Source organism: Paraburkholderia elongata, from assembly GCF_013177735.1.
GTDB classification, from domain to species: Bacteria; Pseudomonadota; Gammaproteobacteria; order Burkholderiales; family Burkholderiaceae; genus Paraburkholderia; species Paraburkholderia elongata.
Genome location: NZ_WOEZ01000069.1, coordinates 1 through 13,991, shown reverse-complemented (window position 1 = coordinate 13,991; position 13,991 = coordinate 1). Strand labels below are relative to the sequence as shown.

Annotated in this window: 14 protein-coding genes and 1 pseudogene; 7 read left to right on the top strand and 8 right to left on the bottom strand. The window is 63.2% G+C overall.

Annotated elements, in window-relative coordinates:
* Position 1: 1 nt before the first annotated feature.
* Together GNZ13_RS13810 and GNZ13_RS13805 are read left to right on the top strand one after the other, a co-directional pair.
* A complete protein-coding gene (locus GNZ13_RS13810; protein WP_172164971.1) occupies positions 2 to 280 on the top strand; it encodes a BrnT family toxin in 279 nt (92 codons plus the stop codon).
* A gap of 18 nt (positions 281 to 298) precedes the next feature.
* Entirely contained in the window at positions 299 to 589 is a 291-nt protein-coding gene (locus GNZ13_RS13805) for a BrnA antitoxin family protein (RefSeq protein ID WP_236001989.1), read from the top strand.
* An 81-nt stretch (positions 590 to 670) separates the two neighbouring features.
* Here GNZ13_RS13805 and GNZ13_RS13800 read toward each other — a convergent pair whose 3' ends face one another.
* The 6 genes from GNZ13_RS13800 to pxpB all read right to left on the bottom strand — a co-directional run bounded on the left by GNZ13_RS13800 (position 671) and on the right by pxpB (position 7,150).
* Positions 671 to 2,491 carry a tetratricopeptide repeat protein gene (locus GNZ13_RS13800; RefSeq protein WP_172164968.1) on the bottom strand — a complete coding sequence of 607 codons (1,821 nt, stop codon included), beginning with the start codon at positions 2,489 to 2,491 and terminating at the stop codon, positions 671 to 673.
* Between the two features lie 218 nt (positions 2,492 to 2,709).
* Complete coding sequence (locus tag GNZ13_RS13795) at positions 2,710 to 3,666, bottom strand: DUF979 domain-containing protein (protein ID WP_172164965.1); 957 nt, start codon at positions 3,664 to 3,666, stop codon at positions 2,710 to 2,712.
* Positions 3,663 to 4,412: a DUF969 domain-containing protein gene (locus tag GNZ13_RS13790; RefSeq protein ID WP_172164962.1), complete on the bottom strand. Its 750-nt coding sequence runs from the start codon at positions 4,410 to 4,412 to the stop codon at positions 3,663 to 3,665. The genes GNZ13_RS13795 and GNZ13_RS13790 overlap by 4 nt, the downstream gene beginning before the upstream one ends.
* Before the next feature lie 263 nt (positions 4,413 to 4,675).
* Positions 4,676 to 5,428 (bottom strand): 5-oxoprolinase subunit PxpA, encoded by a 753-nt coding sequence (gene pxpA, locus GNZ13_RS13785; RefSeq protein WP_172164959.1) that lies wholly within the window; start codon positions 5,426 to 5,428, stop codon positions 4,676 to 4,678.
* A gap of 19 nt (positions 5,429 to 5,447) precedes the next feature.
* Positions 5,448 to 6,500 (bottom strand): 5-oxoprolinase subunit C family protein, encoded by a 1,053-nt coding sequence (locus GNZ13_RS13780; RefSeq protein WP_172164956.1) that lies wholly within the window; start codon positions 6,498 to 6,500, stop codon positions 5,448 to 5,450.
* Positions 6,497 to 7,150: a 5-oxoprolinase subunit PxpB gene (gene pxpB / locus GNZ13_RS13775; protein WP_172164953.1), complete on the bottom strand. Its 654-nt coding sequence runs from the start codon at positions 7,148 to 7,150 to the stop codon at positions 6,497 to 6,499. Before pxpB ends, GNZ13_RS13780 begins: the two co-directional genes overlap by 4 nt.
* 207 nt (positions 7,151 to 7,357) lie before the next feature.
* On the opposite strand from pxpB, the gene GNZ13_RS13770 reads away from it, so the two are divergent.
* Positions 7,358 to 7,870 (top strand): winged helix DNA-binding protein, encoded by a 513-nt coding sequence (locus GNZ13_RS13770; protein WP_054040851.1) that lies wholly within the window; start codon positions 7,358 to 7,360, stop codon positions 7,868 to 7,870.
* 58 nt (positions 7,871 to 7,928) lie between these two features.
* Here the strand turns inward: GNZ13_RS13770 and GNZ13_RS13765 are convergent, their stop codons facing one another.
* Positions 7,929 to 8,528 (bottom strand): 5-formyltetrahydrofolate cyclo-ligase, encoded by a 600-nt coding sequence (locus GNZ13_RS13765; RefSeq protein ID WP_236001988.1) that lies wholly within the window; start codon positions 8,526 to 8,528, stop codon positions 7,929 to 7,931.
* A gap of 20 nt (positions 8,529 to 8,548) precedes the next feature.
* On the opposite strand from GNZ13_RS13765, the gene GNZ13_RS13760 reads away from it, so the two are divergent.
* The 4 genes from GNZ13_RS13760 (at position 8,549) to GNZ13_RS13745 (ending at position 13,463) form a co-directional block, all read left to right on the top strand.
* Complete coding sequence (locus tag GNZ13_RS13760) at positions 8,549 to 10,516, top strand: lytic transglycosylase domain-containing protein (RefSeq protein WP_172164950.1); 1,968 nt, start codon at positions 8,549 to 8,551, stop codon at positions 10,514 to 10,516.
* 81 nt (positions 10,517 to 10,597) lie between these two features.
* The gene (locus GNZ13_RS13755) at positions 10,598 to 11,551 is read left to right on the top strand and encodes a complex I NDUFA9 subunit family protein (RefSeq protein ID WP_172164947.1); all 954 of its coding nucleotides are present in this window, start codon (positions 10,598 to 10,600) and stop codon (positions 11,549 to 11,551) included.
* A 29-nt stretch (positions 11,552 to 11,580) separates the two neighbouring features.
* On the top strand, positions 11,581 to 12,234 hold the full coding sequence (locus tag GNZ13_RS13750) for a glutathione S-transferase family protein (RefSeq protein WP_172164944.1): 654 nt from the start codon (positions 11,581 to 11,583) through the stop codon (positions 12,232 to 12,234).
* Complete coding sequence (locus GNZ13_RS13745; protein WP_172164941.1) at positions 12,231 to 13,463, top strand: multifunctional CCA addition/repair protein; 1,233 nt, start codon at positions 12,231 to 12,233, stop codon at positions 13,461 to 13,463. The genes GNZ13_RS13750 and GNZ13_RS13745 overlap by 4 nt, the downstream gene beginning before the upstream one ends.
* Before the next feature lie 153 nt (positions 13,464 to 13,616).
* Here GNZ13_RS13745 and GNZ13_RS13740 read toward each other — a convergent pair.
* Positions 13,617 to 13,991 (bottom strand): annotated as a pseudogene (locus GNZ13_RS13740) (hypothetical protein); the annotation flags it as partial.

The window sequence follows — 13,991 nt, the reverse complement described above, 5'->3', positions numbered from 1 at the left end:
TGTGCGGTTTGAATGGGACGAAGTCAAGAATCAAATCAACATTCGTAAGCATGGCATCGACTTTAGAGATGCTATCGACGTGTTCGATCATCCAGTGCTGACGGCGATTGACCAGCGGGAAGACTACGGTGAGGATCGCTGGGTCGCGTTGGGCTGGATGGCCGCCATCGTAGGCGTGGTGGTGTACGTCGAACGTAGTGCGGATGTGGTCCGAATCATTTCGGCCCGCAAGGCAACGAAGCACGAGGTCAAACGCTACAAGCACAGCGTCTGGAATTGACTGACACCGTGGGTAGCGTTGGAACGGCTGAAAACGAGCAGAGGCGAAATTATGGGTAAAACATCAGGAACCGACTGGAAGCGACTTGCCAAGACGGACGACGCGCAAATCGACACGAGCGACGTGCCTGAATTGGGTGACGACTTTTTTAACCGCGCTGAGCTGCACGTTCCGCCGAAACAGGCTGTGACGATGCGTCTGGATGCGGATGTGCTGAGCTGGTTCAAAGAGCAGGGGGCGGGCTATCAGACGCGCATCAACAAGTTGTTGCGCGCCTACATGCTGGCGCAGCAGCGTCGTCGTCCTTAAGGCGCGGCGGCATTCTGCCTGTGCATGAACGGGCTGAGAACGCGCTGCGCAGAGACGCCTGAAATCTGCGCAGCGCAGGTTTTATAGACTGCCGTCGCGTAATTCTTCCGACACACGTTTGACCACCGGCGCCCAATCGCCCAACGTCGTCTGCCGGAACAATTTCATCGTCGGATACCACGGCGAATCGCTGCGCTCTTCGAGCCAGCGCCAGTCCGAGTTGGCGGGCAGCAGCACCCACACCGGCTTGCCCAGCGCGGCAGCAAGGTGCGCCACGCCGGTGTCCACCGCAATCACCAGATCGAGATTCATGATGAGCGCGGCAGTGTCCTCGAAGTTGTGCAGATCGGCGGTGAAATCGTTAGCGCGGAAAGTTTCAGGCGCATCAGCCAACTGATCGTGCGCGGGGCCTTTCTGCAGTGCGTACCACGCGACGTCTTTCAGCTCGCTTAGCGTGCTCAGGTCGGCCAAAGTCATCGAGCGATAACGATCGTTGCCGAACGTCGGGCTGCCGGACCACACCAGGCCCACTTTGCGCTTTGCCTTGCCGGCTGCGTCCACCCGCTTGCGCCATGTCTTGATCTTTGCCTTGTCGGCGAACACATACGGCACATCGGCGGGAATGGTCGACAGTTCGGTGCCGACGCACGACGGCACGCTCATCATCGGCACCCAGAAATCGTACTGGCCGTCAGGCGCGCCGCTGAAAGCGCGATGCACGCCCGGGATACGCCCGACCAGCGGCAGCAGCGGCTCGCGCACACAGATATCGACCGTGGCGCCGAGTTGCTCGAGCACACGCGCATAGCGCAGAAACTGGAAGTGGTCGCCGAAACCCTGTTCTCCGACCAGCAACAGACGGCGCCCGTCGAGCGGCTCGCCATGCCACTCGGCAACACCCGGAACAGCGATCGCCTCGTAGTCGGTCTTGCGCCAGCGCATTGCATACTCGGCCCAGCCTTGCTTGTAATCGCCGCGTTTGAGCAGCAGCCACGCGAGGCCTTGGTGCGCGTCCGCGTAGTTGGGATCGAGCGCCAGCGCTTGGCGGTAGAAGCCCTCTTCTTCATCCAGGCGGCCCTGCGCGCCGAGCGATCCACCGAGGCAAACCAGATTGGTCGGGTTCGGCTTGAGTGCGACCGCCCGCCGATACTGCGATTCGGCACCCGCGTAGTCGCCGCGCTTGCCGATCAGGCTGCCCATGTTGATGTGAGCCTCGGCATAGTCGCCGCGCAGTGCCAGTGCCCGTTCGAAACTGGCGATGGCCGCGGCGTGATCGCCCTGTGCATTGTGCGCATTACCCGCGTTGAAGTGCGTCTCCGCCGATTGCGGATCGAGCGACAGCGCGTTTTGATAGCAGGCCAGTGCGTCGTCGTAGCGACCGAGCTTGCTCAGCGCCGTGCCGAGGTTCAGATACGCGTCGGCCAGCGACGGATTCGCTATCAAAGCCAGCCGGTATTGCCCGATCGCTTCGTCGAGCGCGCCTTGCGCTTGAAGCGCGACGCCGAAGTTGTTGCGCGCGTCGGCGAAATCCGGCTGCAACTGCAACGCCTGGTCATAGCAGATCATCGCTTCTTCGCGATGGCCGAGCGCGGCGGCGACAAGGCCACGGTTGCTCCAGCAGGCCGCGTCGGTGCGATCGAGTTTGAGCGCTTCGCTCATCAACTGTGCGGCGAAACCGTGGTCGCCGCGCTGATGTTGCAGCACGCCGAAGTAATGCAGCGCTTTGGCATGCGCGGGATCGAGCGCGAGGGCTTCGCGGTAGAAGGGCTCAGCGGCATCGAGGCGGCCGGTCTGGTGTGCTTCGAGCGCGGCGTCGATCAGCGAGGTGAGGTAAGCGGAGGGCGGCGCATCGGCGCCCGGCACGTCGGTGCGTGCGCTGCCAGGGTGGGATTGATGTTCCATGAGGGACCTGCTGGAAAGCGCTGACGGCGCGCGTTACGCGCGTTGCCAGCACATGTGGATGAGGGAGACCACCTGCCAGCTTATGTTCCAGCCCCGTTCCTGACGATCGGACGCCTCCGAATTCGGCGGCGTCCATTTGCCACGGCTTATGCAATTCGTCGACCCGTGCGAAACGCCTGCGTGATGCCGGCATCTGCCACACGGCTTGGCCAACGGCCCTACAGGAACATCAGGAAATTCAACAGCAAGATGTTCACGATCAGCAAGGTCAGCGCGGTCGGCACCTGTACCTTGATCACCGCGTTCTTATCCGGCAATTCCAGCAGCGCTGCCGGCACCATGTTGAAGTTGGCGGCCATCGGCGTCATCAAGGTGCCGCAGTAGCCCGAGAACATGCCGATCGCGACCATCACCGCCGGATTGCCGTGGAACACGCCAACCAGAATCGGCACGCCGACGCCGCCGGTCATCACCGGGAATGCGGCGAAGCCGTTGCCCATCACCATCGTAAAGAGCGCCATGCCGATGCAGTACACGGCCACTGCGACAAACCGGTAGTCGAGGCTAATGTAGTCTGTGGTCACGTGAGCGACCGCCTTGCCGACGCCGGCGTCCGAGAAAACAAGCCCGAGCATGCCGAGCATCTGCGGCAGCACCGCGGCCCATGACAACGCATCGACCAGGCGGCGCGCCTCTTTCATCGACTGGCCAACGGTATCGCGCGTCATCACGCAGGCAATCGCAAGTGCGATCACGCAGCCAATGCCGAAGCCGATCAGCGTCACGTTGGCCTTCTCGATCAACGGCATGCCGCCGAAGATCAGATGGCTGGCCGACAGCGTAATGATCACGGTGACGACCGGAATCGTCAGCGCGGGCACGAACAGCTTGTTGCCGAGTCGCGCGGCACTAGCCTTGCGCGCTTCGAGCGACAGCACTTTCGGCTTGCCCGCGGTCACGCCGCCGAAGCCGGCAATCAGCGCCATCACGATCACCAGCACGCCGACCACCGAGGGCGGTAGCTTGTCGCCGATCAGGAAGATCAGCGCATAAAGAATCCAGAAACCGCCGGCGGTGAAACGGCGCGGGTGCTCCTTGTCCGTGACGATCATGCCGCCGACGACGAGCAGCACCACGCCCAGCAGCCAGAACAGATAGGTAATCGTGAGCATCATGCTTTGTCTCCTGCGGCGGATTGCGTCGGCGAAACGGAGGTGGTGTTCGCTGCGGCGTTGCCGCGCAGTTCGCGTCCGAGCCTGCGGTCGAGCAGATGGAGGCGGAAGCCGTGAATGATGAACGCGCAGATCGCGGTCGGGATGCCCCAGACGGCCACGTGAATCGGCTCGACGACGATGCCGGCCTCTTTCAGGAAGGTCGTCATCAGCACGATTGCGCCGAACGCGACGAAGATGTCTTCACCGAAGAACAGGCCGACGTTGTCGGTTGCCGCGGAGAAGGCGCGCAGCTTGAAGCGCACCGCGTCGCTGATCTTGCCGAAGCGCGTTTCAGTCGCGCCTTCGGCCATCGGTGCGATCAGCGGACGCACCATCTGCGGATGGCCGCCGAGACCGGTCAGGCCGACAGCGGCGGTCAGCTCGCGCACCAGCAGATAGACGATCAGCAAACGCCCCGCGGTGGCGGCCTTGATGCCGCCGATCCACGCTTGTGCGCGCTCGCGCAGGCCATGCCGTTCCAGCAGGCCGATCACGGCGAGCGGCAGCAGAATGATCAACGGAATATTGCGGGTCTTGATGAAGCCGGTGCCGATTTCGGCGAGGATTTTTTCAGGCGGGAAGTGCGCGGCGAAACCGGTGACGATCGCGGCGACCGCCACGATCAACATCGGATTGAACCGTAATAAAAAGCCGACGATGATGACGGCCACGCCAATGAGCGGCCATAGACTGACTGTTGTCTGCATCTGGATCTCCAAACAGGGTTGCAACCTTGCCGCTTGTGACGGCTAACGTGGGCCGGCGCCTGATGATCCACGCGCCGTCTTGCTGCCGCGGCTCTTGATGGCCGCGTTGTTTCGACTACACCTGCACCTGCTACTTGTTTGCTATTCCACTGTGGGTATGCAATACGTCTTGCACCTGGCAAACGCCCCGCATGGAGCGGGGCGTTCGGGGTCTCGCAACGGTTGAATCGCGCTTGTCTAGCTCGCGTTGGTCGACGCGCGGATCAGACCCGTGCAGCGCCGGCCGCGTGAACTTCAATGCCGGCTTCCTGTAGCGCGCTGCGGATGCGCCGCGCGAACGCCAGCGCGTGCGGGCCGTCGCCGTGCAGGCAGATGGTCTGCGCGTTGAGCGGCACCCAGTGTCCGTCCACGGACAGCACGCGGCGCTCGCGCACCATGGCGAGCGTGCGCTCCAGCACCACGTCTTCGTCGTCGAGCAGCGCGCCCGGCTCCTTGCGCGGCACCAGCGAGCCGTCGGCGCGATAGCCGCGGTCGGCGAATACTTCTTCGATGGCAGTCAGGCCCGCTGCGCGTGCGGCGGTCACAAGTCCGCCGTTGGCGAGCGCGAACACCGCCACCGACGGGTCGAAATCGTGGACCGCCGAGACGATCGCGTCGGCGATCTTCGCGTCGCGCGCGGCCTGGTTGTACAGCGCGCCATGCGGCTTGACGTGCGCGATGCGCCCACCCTCGGCCTGCGCGATCGCCGACAGTGCGCCGAGCTGATACAGCACGCCCGCGTAGATGTCGTTGGCCGGCAGGTCCATTTCCTTGCGGCCGAAATTCTCAGGATCGTTAAAGCTCGGATGCGCGCCGATCGAGACGCCTTTTTGCACCGCCCATCGCACGCAGTCGCGCATGGCGTTGGCGCCGCCCGCGTGCCAGCCGCACGCGATGTTGGCCGAACTGACGAGGTCGAGCAGCGCCTCGTCAGAGCCGCAGCCTTCGCCGAGGTCGGCGTTCAAATCGATTTCCATGGTGTTCCTCTACTTAGTGTTACAGCGCTGCGACCGCCAGCTGGCGCGCGCAGCGTTCTTCGTGCATGGCAATCGCGGCGTCGATCTGCCGCAAATACGTGCGTTCTTCCAGTAAAGCCTGGCGCGCTTCATAGGGCGTCGTCGGGATGAAACGGATGGCGGCGTTCAGGCGAACCTGCGCGAGCTTCCATAGATCGGCCTGGATCACGGCGCCGATTTTCGGATAGCCGCCGGTGGTCTGCGCGTCGCTCATCAACACGATCGGCTGGCCGTTCGGCGGGACCTGAATCGTGCCGGGCAACACCGCGTGCGAGAGCAGATCGCTTTTCTGGGTGCGCTTCAGTTCGGCGCCGGCGAGGCGGTAGCCCATGCGGTTGCTGTTCGGAGTGACCAGCCATTCATCGGACCAGAACGATTCGTGCGCTTCTTCAGTGAAACTATCGTATTCGGGGCCTCGCAGCACGCGGATCGGCACGGCCCACGGCACCCCGGACGGATGCCGGCCGCGCCGCAGCGGCTCGTGAACCAGCACGAACTTGCACCAGGCGGGCGCCTTCACGCCGAACTCCGGCGCTTCAGGAGTAAAGCCGAGATGGCCGCGTTGCGGCGGCGCGCCGACCGGCAGACGATCGCCGTCGCGCAGCGCCCGGCCGCCAAGTCCGCCGAAATGGCCGGCGAGATCGGTGCTGCGCGAGCCGAGCATCGGCAAAACGTCGATGCCGCCTGCGATGCAGACATAGCCGCGCATGCCGCGTTTGGCAGCTTGCAGAACCAGCTCCTGACCGGCCTGCACCGGCAGGCTCCACCATGAATAGACCGGCTTGCCGTCGAGCGTCGCGCCGAATTCGGTGCCGGTGATGGCCACGCGTGTGGCACGCAGAAAGCGCAGCACGGTCGGGCCGAAGGTAATTTCCAGGCCGGCCGCATCGGGCCGGTTGCCGACCAGCCGGTTGCCGACTTCGAGCGACAGACGGTCGAGCGCGCCCCCCATCGCGACGCCGAGGTGCCGGTAGCCGTGACGGCCGAGATCCTGAATCGTAGTCAGAAGACCCGCGCGAATCACATCGATCATGCGTGTATCCCCACGATGGTAAAGCGCACCCGGTCGCCCGGTTGCAACAGCGTGGGTGGGCGCCGAGCCGGATCGAACAGCGGCAATTCGGTGCGGCCGATCAACTGCCAGCCACCGGGAGAGGTCGCCGGATAAATACCGGTCTGCTCACCGCCGATGCCGACCGAACCGGCCGGCACTTCCAGCCGCGGCGACGAACGGCGCGGCGTGTGCAGCGCTTCGTCGAGGCCGCCCATATAGGCGAAGCCCGGCTGGAAGCCGAGAAAAAACACCACGTACTCGCCCTGGGCATGACGTTGCACGACCTCGCGCACACTCAGGCCGGTGTGATTGGCGACCGCTTGCAGGTCGGGCCCGAACTCGCCGCCGTACTGCACCGGGATTTCGACTTCACGACCGCTTGCGGGCACGTCGCTCACCGCGTTCCATGCCGCTTGCAGATGGCTTGCCAGCGCTTCGCGATCGGCTTCGAGCGGATCGAATACGAGCGTCAGATTGTTCATGCCCGGTACGACCTCCAGCACATGCGGCCAGTCGCGCGCGGCCTCGGCGGCGGCCCACACGCGCCGCTGGCATTCCAGCGTGGCAGGCGGCGGCGCCTCGCAGACTAGCGCGGCATCGCCGAGCGGAAAGATTCTTGGTTGGCTCATCGCTTAATGGCCCAGGTCGAGTCGGAAGTGTCGAGCATATCGAACCCTATGGATATTTATCGGCAAAGGGTGCGCGATGGTTGAAGTGTACATTATCAATAAAATATCAAGAAATTCTCAATAAGCGTTTTCGCCAGGCTCCCGGGAAGGGGTTGCTCGTCGTACACTCCCGACACCTTCCCATCCTGTTTCTCGAGAAACTTCACCATGTCGCGCCACCCCACCAAGATTGTCTCCTCGGAACATCTCGTGTCTGACACAAGTGCGGAGCTGTCCGAGCTGGAGTACGCACTCATCATGGCGGGCAACGCATTCAACCGGTGGATGGTGCGCTGCATGTCGGCAGCCGGCGAAAAGGACATGACCGCGATCGAAGTCTCATTGCTGCACCACGTCAGCCATCGCGAGCGGCGCAAGAAACTGGCGGACATCTGCTTCGTTCTGAACATCGAAGACACCCACGTCGCAACCTATGCGTTGAAGAAGCTCGTAGCTAGAGGGTATGTAAAAAGCGAAAAGACCGGCAAGGAAGTGTTCTTCTCGGCGACCGATGCGGGCCGCGAGCTCTGCCTGAAGTACCGCGAGGTGCGCGAGAGTTGTCTGATTTCGACGCTGAAGGAAAGCGGCCTGACCAACGAGCAGATCGGCGAGGCGGCGCAACTGATGCGCAATGCGTCTGGACTGTACGACACGGCCGCACGGGCGGCGGCGTCTTTATAAGCGGGTTCGGCCTCAGCAGCTGATGAAGGATGCGCCTCGCGCGGCGTTCTTCAAACGCTTAATCCGCCAGGTGCGGATAGCAGCCTGCTTCTGTCACGATCAGATCGAGCGGCATGTCGTGGGCCTCGCGCCGCAACGTGTCCGTGCGGCACGCTTCATAGGCGATGCCGACCGTGAGCGGCTTCTTCGATCCCGGCCAGGTGGCGAGCGTGCGATCGTAGTAACCGCCGCCGTAACCGAGCCGGTAGCCGTCGGCGTCAAAGCCGACGCACGGCACGAACAACAGATCAGGAATGACGACGCGCCCCGAAGTGGGCTCGGCGATCTTGTGATGGCCGATCTTCATCGGCGTATCTGGCGCCCATGCGTGAAATTCGAGCGGCACGCCGCGTTCCTTGACGACCGGCAAACTCGCCTCGCGTTGCGAATCGGCAGCGAGCCAGATCGCGATCGCGGCGCGTGCGTCGAATTCGCCCGCGAGCGGCCAATAGAAACCCACGCTCCTCACGCCGTAGTGCTTCAACGCATCGAGAATGCGACGGCTGAGCGCGGCGTTGTGCGCCGGCTCGGAAGCCGCTTGTAGCCTTGCTTCCAATAGCGTTCGACGCAGCGCCTTTTTCGATTCCGCGACGGGGTTGCATGCTATGCTTGGGTTCAATTCGCGCTCCAGAAACAACGATGTCAAAACGCCTCTATCGAGTATATCGCGCGGCCGGTCTGGCGCTCGCCGCTGCGGCACTCGTCGCGTGCAGCACGGCCTCCGCCGTCAAGCCGGTTCCCCTTTCGCAACTCACGAACGACGACCAGACTTTTGTTCAGCTTCGCGAAGCCGCCCGCACTAATGATGCGGCGCGCGCAGCGCAACTGGCGAGCATGATCCCGAACTATCCGGCGCCTTCGTATCTGGAGTACTTCCAGCTCAAGCCGCAGTTGTTCGATTCCAGCGGTCATGCGCGCATTGACGCGCCGGATGCGCCGGTGCTGGCGTTCCTGCAGAAGTACGACGGCCAGGCCATCGCCGACCGTCTGCGCAACGACTACCTCACGGTGCTCGGCGCGCGTCACGACTGGCGTAACTTCGATCAGCAATACGCACGCTTCGTGCTGAACGACGATACGCAGGTGAAGTGCTACGCGCTCGAATCGCGCGCCGCGCGTGGCGAGAACGTTGCCGACGCGGCGCGTGGGCTGCTGGTCGATCCGAAGTGGTACGGCGACGGCTGCGTCGATCTGATTACCTCGCTGGCGGTCAACCAGCAATTCAGTTCCGACGACGTGTGGCAACAGATCCGTCTTGCGTACGAGCAGAACTACACCGACACCGGCAGCAAGCTCGTCGATGCGCTCAGCAACCAGCCGCCCGATCCAGTGCTATTCGGCCAGGCCACGAGTACGCCGCCGTTATTGCTGGCGCGTGGCGTCGGTCCGGATACGCAGTCGCACCAACTCGCGTTGCTCGCGATCACGCGCATGGCGCGCAACGACCCGGCCATGGCCGCGGCCACCTTCGCCTCGGTGGCGCCGTCGCTGAGCTCGCCCGAACGTGCAATCGGTTGGGGCACGATTGCCTATCAGGCCGCGACCAAGCAGATGCCGAGCGCGGTCGACTGGTATCGGCTCTCTGTGAATGCGCCGCTGTCGAACCCGGCGTACGAATGGCGCACCCGTACCGCGCTGCTCGCGGGCGACTGGACGATGGTGCGCTGGTCGATCGAACAGATGCCGGCGGCGCTGCGCAATCAGCCGTCGTGGGTGTACTGGCATGCCCGTGCGCTCAAGCAAGCGGGCGACACGACCACGGCCAACCAGGAATTCGAATCGATCTCGCAGGGCTTCAACTTCTACGGCCAACTGGCTGCGGAAGAGCTCGGCCAGAAGATCACCGTGCCGCCGAAAACCACCGTGACCGACGCCGAAGTCCAGCAGGCCGGCAACACGCCGGGCTTCGATCTGGCGCGGCGGTTCTATGCGCTGAATCTGCGGCTCGAAGGCAATCGCGAATGGAACTGGCCGCTGCGCGACATGAGCGATCGGCAACTGCTCGCCGTTGCAGAATACGCGCGCCGTATCCAGTTGTATGACCGCACCGTTAACACGGCGGACCGCACGAAGAGCGAGCACGATTTCTCGCTGCGCTATCTGTCGCCGTTCAAGGATATCGTCGAGCGCGACGCGCAGTCGAATGGGCTCGACGTCGAATGGGCGTACGGGCTGATTCGTCAGGAATCGCGCTTCATCATGAACGCGCGCTCGGAAGTCGGCGCGAGCGGTCTGATGCAGTTGATGCCGGGCACCGCGCAACTGGTGGCGAAGAAGATCGGCCTCGGCCCGATTTCGCGCGAGCAGATGAACGACATCAACACCAACATCCTGCTCGGCACGAACTACCTGTCGATGATCTACAATCAGTTCGACGGGTCCGCCGTGCTGGCTACTGCGGGTTACAACGCGGGCCCGGGCCGTTCGAGCAACTGGCGGCAATCGTTGCAGCATCCGGTTGAAGGCGCGATCTTTGCCGAGGCGATTCCGTTCCAGGAAACGCGCGATTACGTAAAGAATGTGTTGTCCAACACCGTCTACTACGCGGCATTGTTCGAAGGCCGTCCGCAATCGCTGAAGGCGCGTCTGGGTTATATCGCGCCGTAAGCGCCGTGCCGCCGCCGCATGACTCTGATGCGGCGGTGCGCCACGCCAGCCGTTGCCGCGGCTTCCACCAGGGAGTCGAAAATGCGACATCAAGCCATTGCGATCATCGGCGGTTCCGGTTTTATCGGCAGCCATCTCGTCAACGCCCTCGTTGAAATGGGCAAAGACGTGCGCATCGCCACCCGGCGCCGCTACAACGCTCGCCATCTCACGCTGCTCCCCATCGACGTGATCGAAGCCGACGTGTTCGATCCGGTCCAGCTCGCGCGTTTCGTTGAAGGCGCCGATTGCGTCATCAACCTCGTTGCCACACTGCATGGCAAACGCGGCACGCCTTATGGCCCGGAGTTCGCGCGCACGCACGTCGAATTGCCGACCAAAATCGTTGCGGCTTGCGAAGGCAAGGGCGTGCATCGGTTGATTCATATTAGCGCGCTCGGCGCCGACTCGAATGGGCCGAGCATGTACTCGCGTTCCAAGGGCGACGGCGAAAAGGCCGTGCACGCGGCGAATCTGGCGTGGACGATTTTCCGGCCGTCCGTGGTGTTCGGCCCCGAAGACCAGTTCCTCAACAAGTTCTCGTTCCTGCAGCGGATGTTCCCGGTGATTCCACTTGCCATGCCGGATGCGAAATTCCAGCCGGTGTACGTCGGCGACGTGGCGAAAGCGATCTGCAACGTGCTCGATCTCGATGCAGCCAGCGGCCATACTTACGAACTGGGTGGCCCGACCGTCTATGCACTCGAAGACCTCGTCAAGTATTGCGGCGATGTGATTGGCCGGCATGCGCGGATCATTCGCCTGCCAGAAGCGTTGGCGCGTTTGCAGGCGCTGACGTTCGAAATGGCACCCGGCGAACCGGTGATCTCGCGCGACAATCTCGATTCGATGAAAGTCGATAATGTGTTGAGCGGACCGCTTGCGCCCGAACTCGGCATCGAACCCGCCAGCATCGAAACGATCGCACCCGTGTATCTGACCGGCGCGTCGACGCGTTCGCGCTTCGACGCGTTTCGCGCCAACGCGGGGCGCTGAATCTTTTTATCCACTCCCTTATACAAAGCATGAAACTGCTTATCGGTGACAAGAACTATTCGTCATGGTCGATGCGTCCGTGGCTGCTGCTCAAGCATTTCGGCATCCCGTTTGAAGAGGTGCTGATTCATCTGAATGAATCCGGCACGACGTCCGCGATTCTGGCGCATGCGCCGACGGGTCCTGGCAAAGTGCCGTGTTTGATCGGCGAAGACGGATCGGCCATTTGGGATTCGCTGGCGATCGCCGAGACGCTGGCTGAGCGCTTCCCGCAGCACACGCTGTGGCCGCGCGACGCGGCGGCGCGCAGCCACGCGCGCAGCGTGAGCGCCGAGATGCATTCGGGCTTCGGCGACTTGCGCTCGAACATGTGGATGAACATTCGCGCGTCGTTTCCCGGGAAGAACGCCACGCCGGGCGCGCTCGCCGACATCGCGCGTATTGAGGCGCTCTGGAGCCAGTGCCTCGCGACCTACGGCGGCCCGTTCCTGTTCGGCGAGTTCAGCATTGCCGACGCGATGTACGCGCCAGTGGTGATGCGCTTCAACACGTGGCAGCCCGGCTTGTCCGAAACCGCTGCGGCTTATGTTCGTCGCGTGACGGCGCTGCCGGCGGTGAAGGCCTGGATCGACGACGCGCTTCGCGAAACGCACACGGTTCCCTATCAAGACGAATGCCCATGAATATCTACGCGGTCGGCGGAGCGATTCGCGACGAGTTATTGGGCGTGCCGGTGCAGGACCGCGATTACGTGGTGGTTGGCGCGACGCCCGAACAGATGGTGGCGCAGGGCTATCGTCCGGTGGGCAAGGATTTCCCGGTGTTCCTGCACCCGCAAACGCACGAGGAATACGCGCTCGCGCGCACAGAGCGCAAGACGGCGGCGGGCTATCACGGCTTCCAGTTCTTTTACGCGCCGGACGTCACGCTCGAAGAGGATCTCGCTCGCCGCGACCTGACGATCAACGCGATGGCGCGCGAAATGCGCCCGGACGGCGAACTCACCGGCCCGGTGATCGACCCGTTCAACGGCCGGGACGATTTGCAGGCGCGACTGTTTCGTCACGTCAGCGATGCGTTTCTCGAAGACCCCGTGCGGATTTTGCGGATTGCGCGGTTTGCGGCGCGCTTCGTCGATTTCACGGTGGCGCCGGAGACGATGGCGCTGATGCGCAAGATGGTGGGCGACGGTGAGGTGGATGCGCTGGTGGCCGAGCGCGTGTGGCAGGAGGTATCGCGCGGATTGATGGAGAAGAAGCCGTCCCGGATGTTCGAGGTGCTGCGGGGATGCGGCGCGTTGGCGCGAATCCTGCCGGAGATCGATGCACTGTTCGGCGTGCCGCAGCGGGCTGACTATCACCCCGAAGTGGATACGGGCGTGCATGTGATGATGGTGGTCGACCATGCCGCGCAGCAGGGCTACGCGTTGCCGGTTCGGTTCGCGGCGCTCACGCACGACCTGGGCAAAGCGACGACGCCGGACGACGTATTGCCGCGGCATACCGGGCATGAGGGGCGCAGCGTGGATTTGCTGAAGCCTTTATGCGAGCGGCTGCGGGTGCCGAATGAATGCCGCGATCTGGCGCTGCTGGTCGCGCGGGAGCATGGGAATATTCATCGCGTGATGGAGATGGGGGCTGGCGCGTTGGTGAGGCTGCTCGAGCGCAGCGATGCGATTCGGAAACCGGCGCGGTTTGCTGAAGCCTTGCAGGCTTGTGAGGCGGATGCTCGTGGGCGGCTTGGGTTTGAGATGCGGGAGTATCCGCAGGCTGAGCGTCTTCGGATTGCGCTTGTTGCTGCGCGAGGCGTGGATGCTGGTGCTGTGGCTGGGCGGCTCGCTGACTCGCCTGCAGGGATTAAAGATGCGGTGCATCAGGAGCGCGTTCGCGCTGTTGAAGTGGCTCTTGGATGATGGTTTTGCTTTTTGCTTTTGGCGGCGGCATATTGCTGTATGCCTACGGCGTTGGCTTTTCCTTGATTTGTTTGCCTGCTCGCGCTTGTTGTCTGTTTGCCTGCGGCGCGGGCCTTTCCTTGATTTGATATTGGATTATCGTAAAAACCGCAGTTACCCTGTTGCGATCGCAGCGATCGGCGTGCGTTGCAGCGGGGTAGACGCGGTGATGCGCGCGCAGATATAACGCAGCAACTCGCGCCATCGGTTGAGAGTCGGGAACTGCTCCGCAAAGCGCGCGACGTGGCCCAGAGCCGCACGTGCGTTGGCGACCAGCGATTTGATCGTGTCGACCTTCGCGTGCAACGGCGTGAGATACAGCTGCGTCTGTCCTGCATGACTGGCCGTCGTACCGACCGCCCCCAGCAGCAGGGGCCGGCTTGTCACCGCTTCGAGACGTGCGCCTGGATGGGCGGCCCGACAGTACCAGCTCCACCAGTTGTAGACCAGCGCGCCGGCCCGTGCCGTCGTCTGGCAGCGGGCGATGTC

Excerpts from the sequence above, each read along its gene's own strand:
- GNZ13_RS13800 (WP_172164968.1), bottom strand. The coding sequence starts at position 2,491 with ATGGAACATCAATCCCACCCTGGCAGCGCACGCACCGACGTGCCGGGC.
- GNZ13_RS13795 (WP_172164965.1), bottom strand. The coding sequence starts at position 3,666 with ATGATGCTCACGATTACCTATCTGTTCTGGCTGCTGGGCGTGGTGCTG.
- GNZ13_RS13790 (WP_172164962.1), bottom strand. The coding sequence starts at position 4,412 with ATGCAGACAACAGTCAGTCTATGGCCGCTCATTGGCGTGGCCGTCATC.
- pxpA (WP_172164959.1), bottom strand. The coding sequence starts at position 5,428 with ATGGAAATCGATTTGAACGCCGACCTCGGCGAAGGCTGCGGCTCTGAC.
- GNZ13_RS13780 (WP_172164956.1), bottom strand. The coding sequence starts at position 6,500 with ATGATCGATGTGATTCGCGCGGGTCTTCTGACTACGATTCAGGATCTC.
- pxpB (WP_172164953.1), bottom strand. The coding sequence starts at position 7,150 with ATGAGCCAACCAAGAATCTTTCCGCTCGGCGATGCCGCGCTAGTCTGC.
- GNZ13_RS13770 (WP_054040851.1), top strand. The coding sequence starts at position 7,358 with ATGTCGCGCCACCCCACCAAGATTGTCTCCTCGGAACATCTCGTGTCT.
- GNZ13_RS13760 (WP_172164950.1), top strand. The coding sequence starts at position 8,549 with ATGTCAAAACGCCTCTATCGAGTATATCGCGCGGCCGGTCTGGCGCTC.
- GNZ13_RS13755 (WP_172164947.1), top strand. The coding sequence starts at position 10,598 with ATGCGACATCAAGCCATTGCGATCATCGGCGGTTCCGGTTTTATCGGC.
- GNZ13_RS13750 (WP_172164944.1), top strand. The coding sequence starts at position 11,581 with ATGAAACTGCTTATCGGTGACAAGAACTATTCGTCATGGTCGATGCGT.
- GNZ13_RS13745 (WP_172164941.1), top strand. The coding sequence starts at position 12,231 with ATGAATATCTACGCGGTCGGCGGAGCGATTCGCGACGAGTTATTGGGC.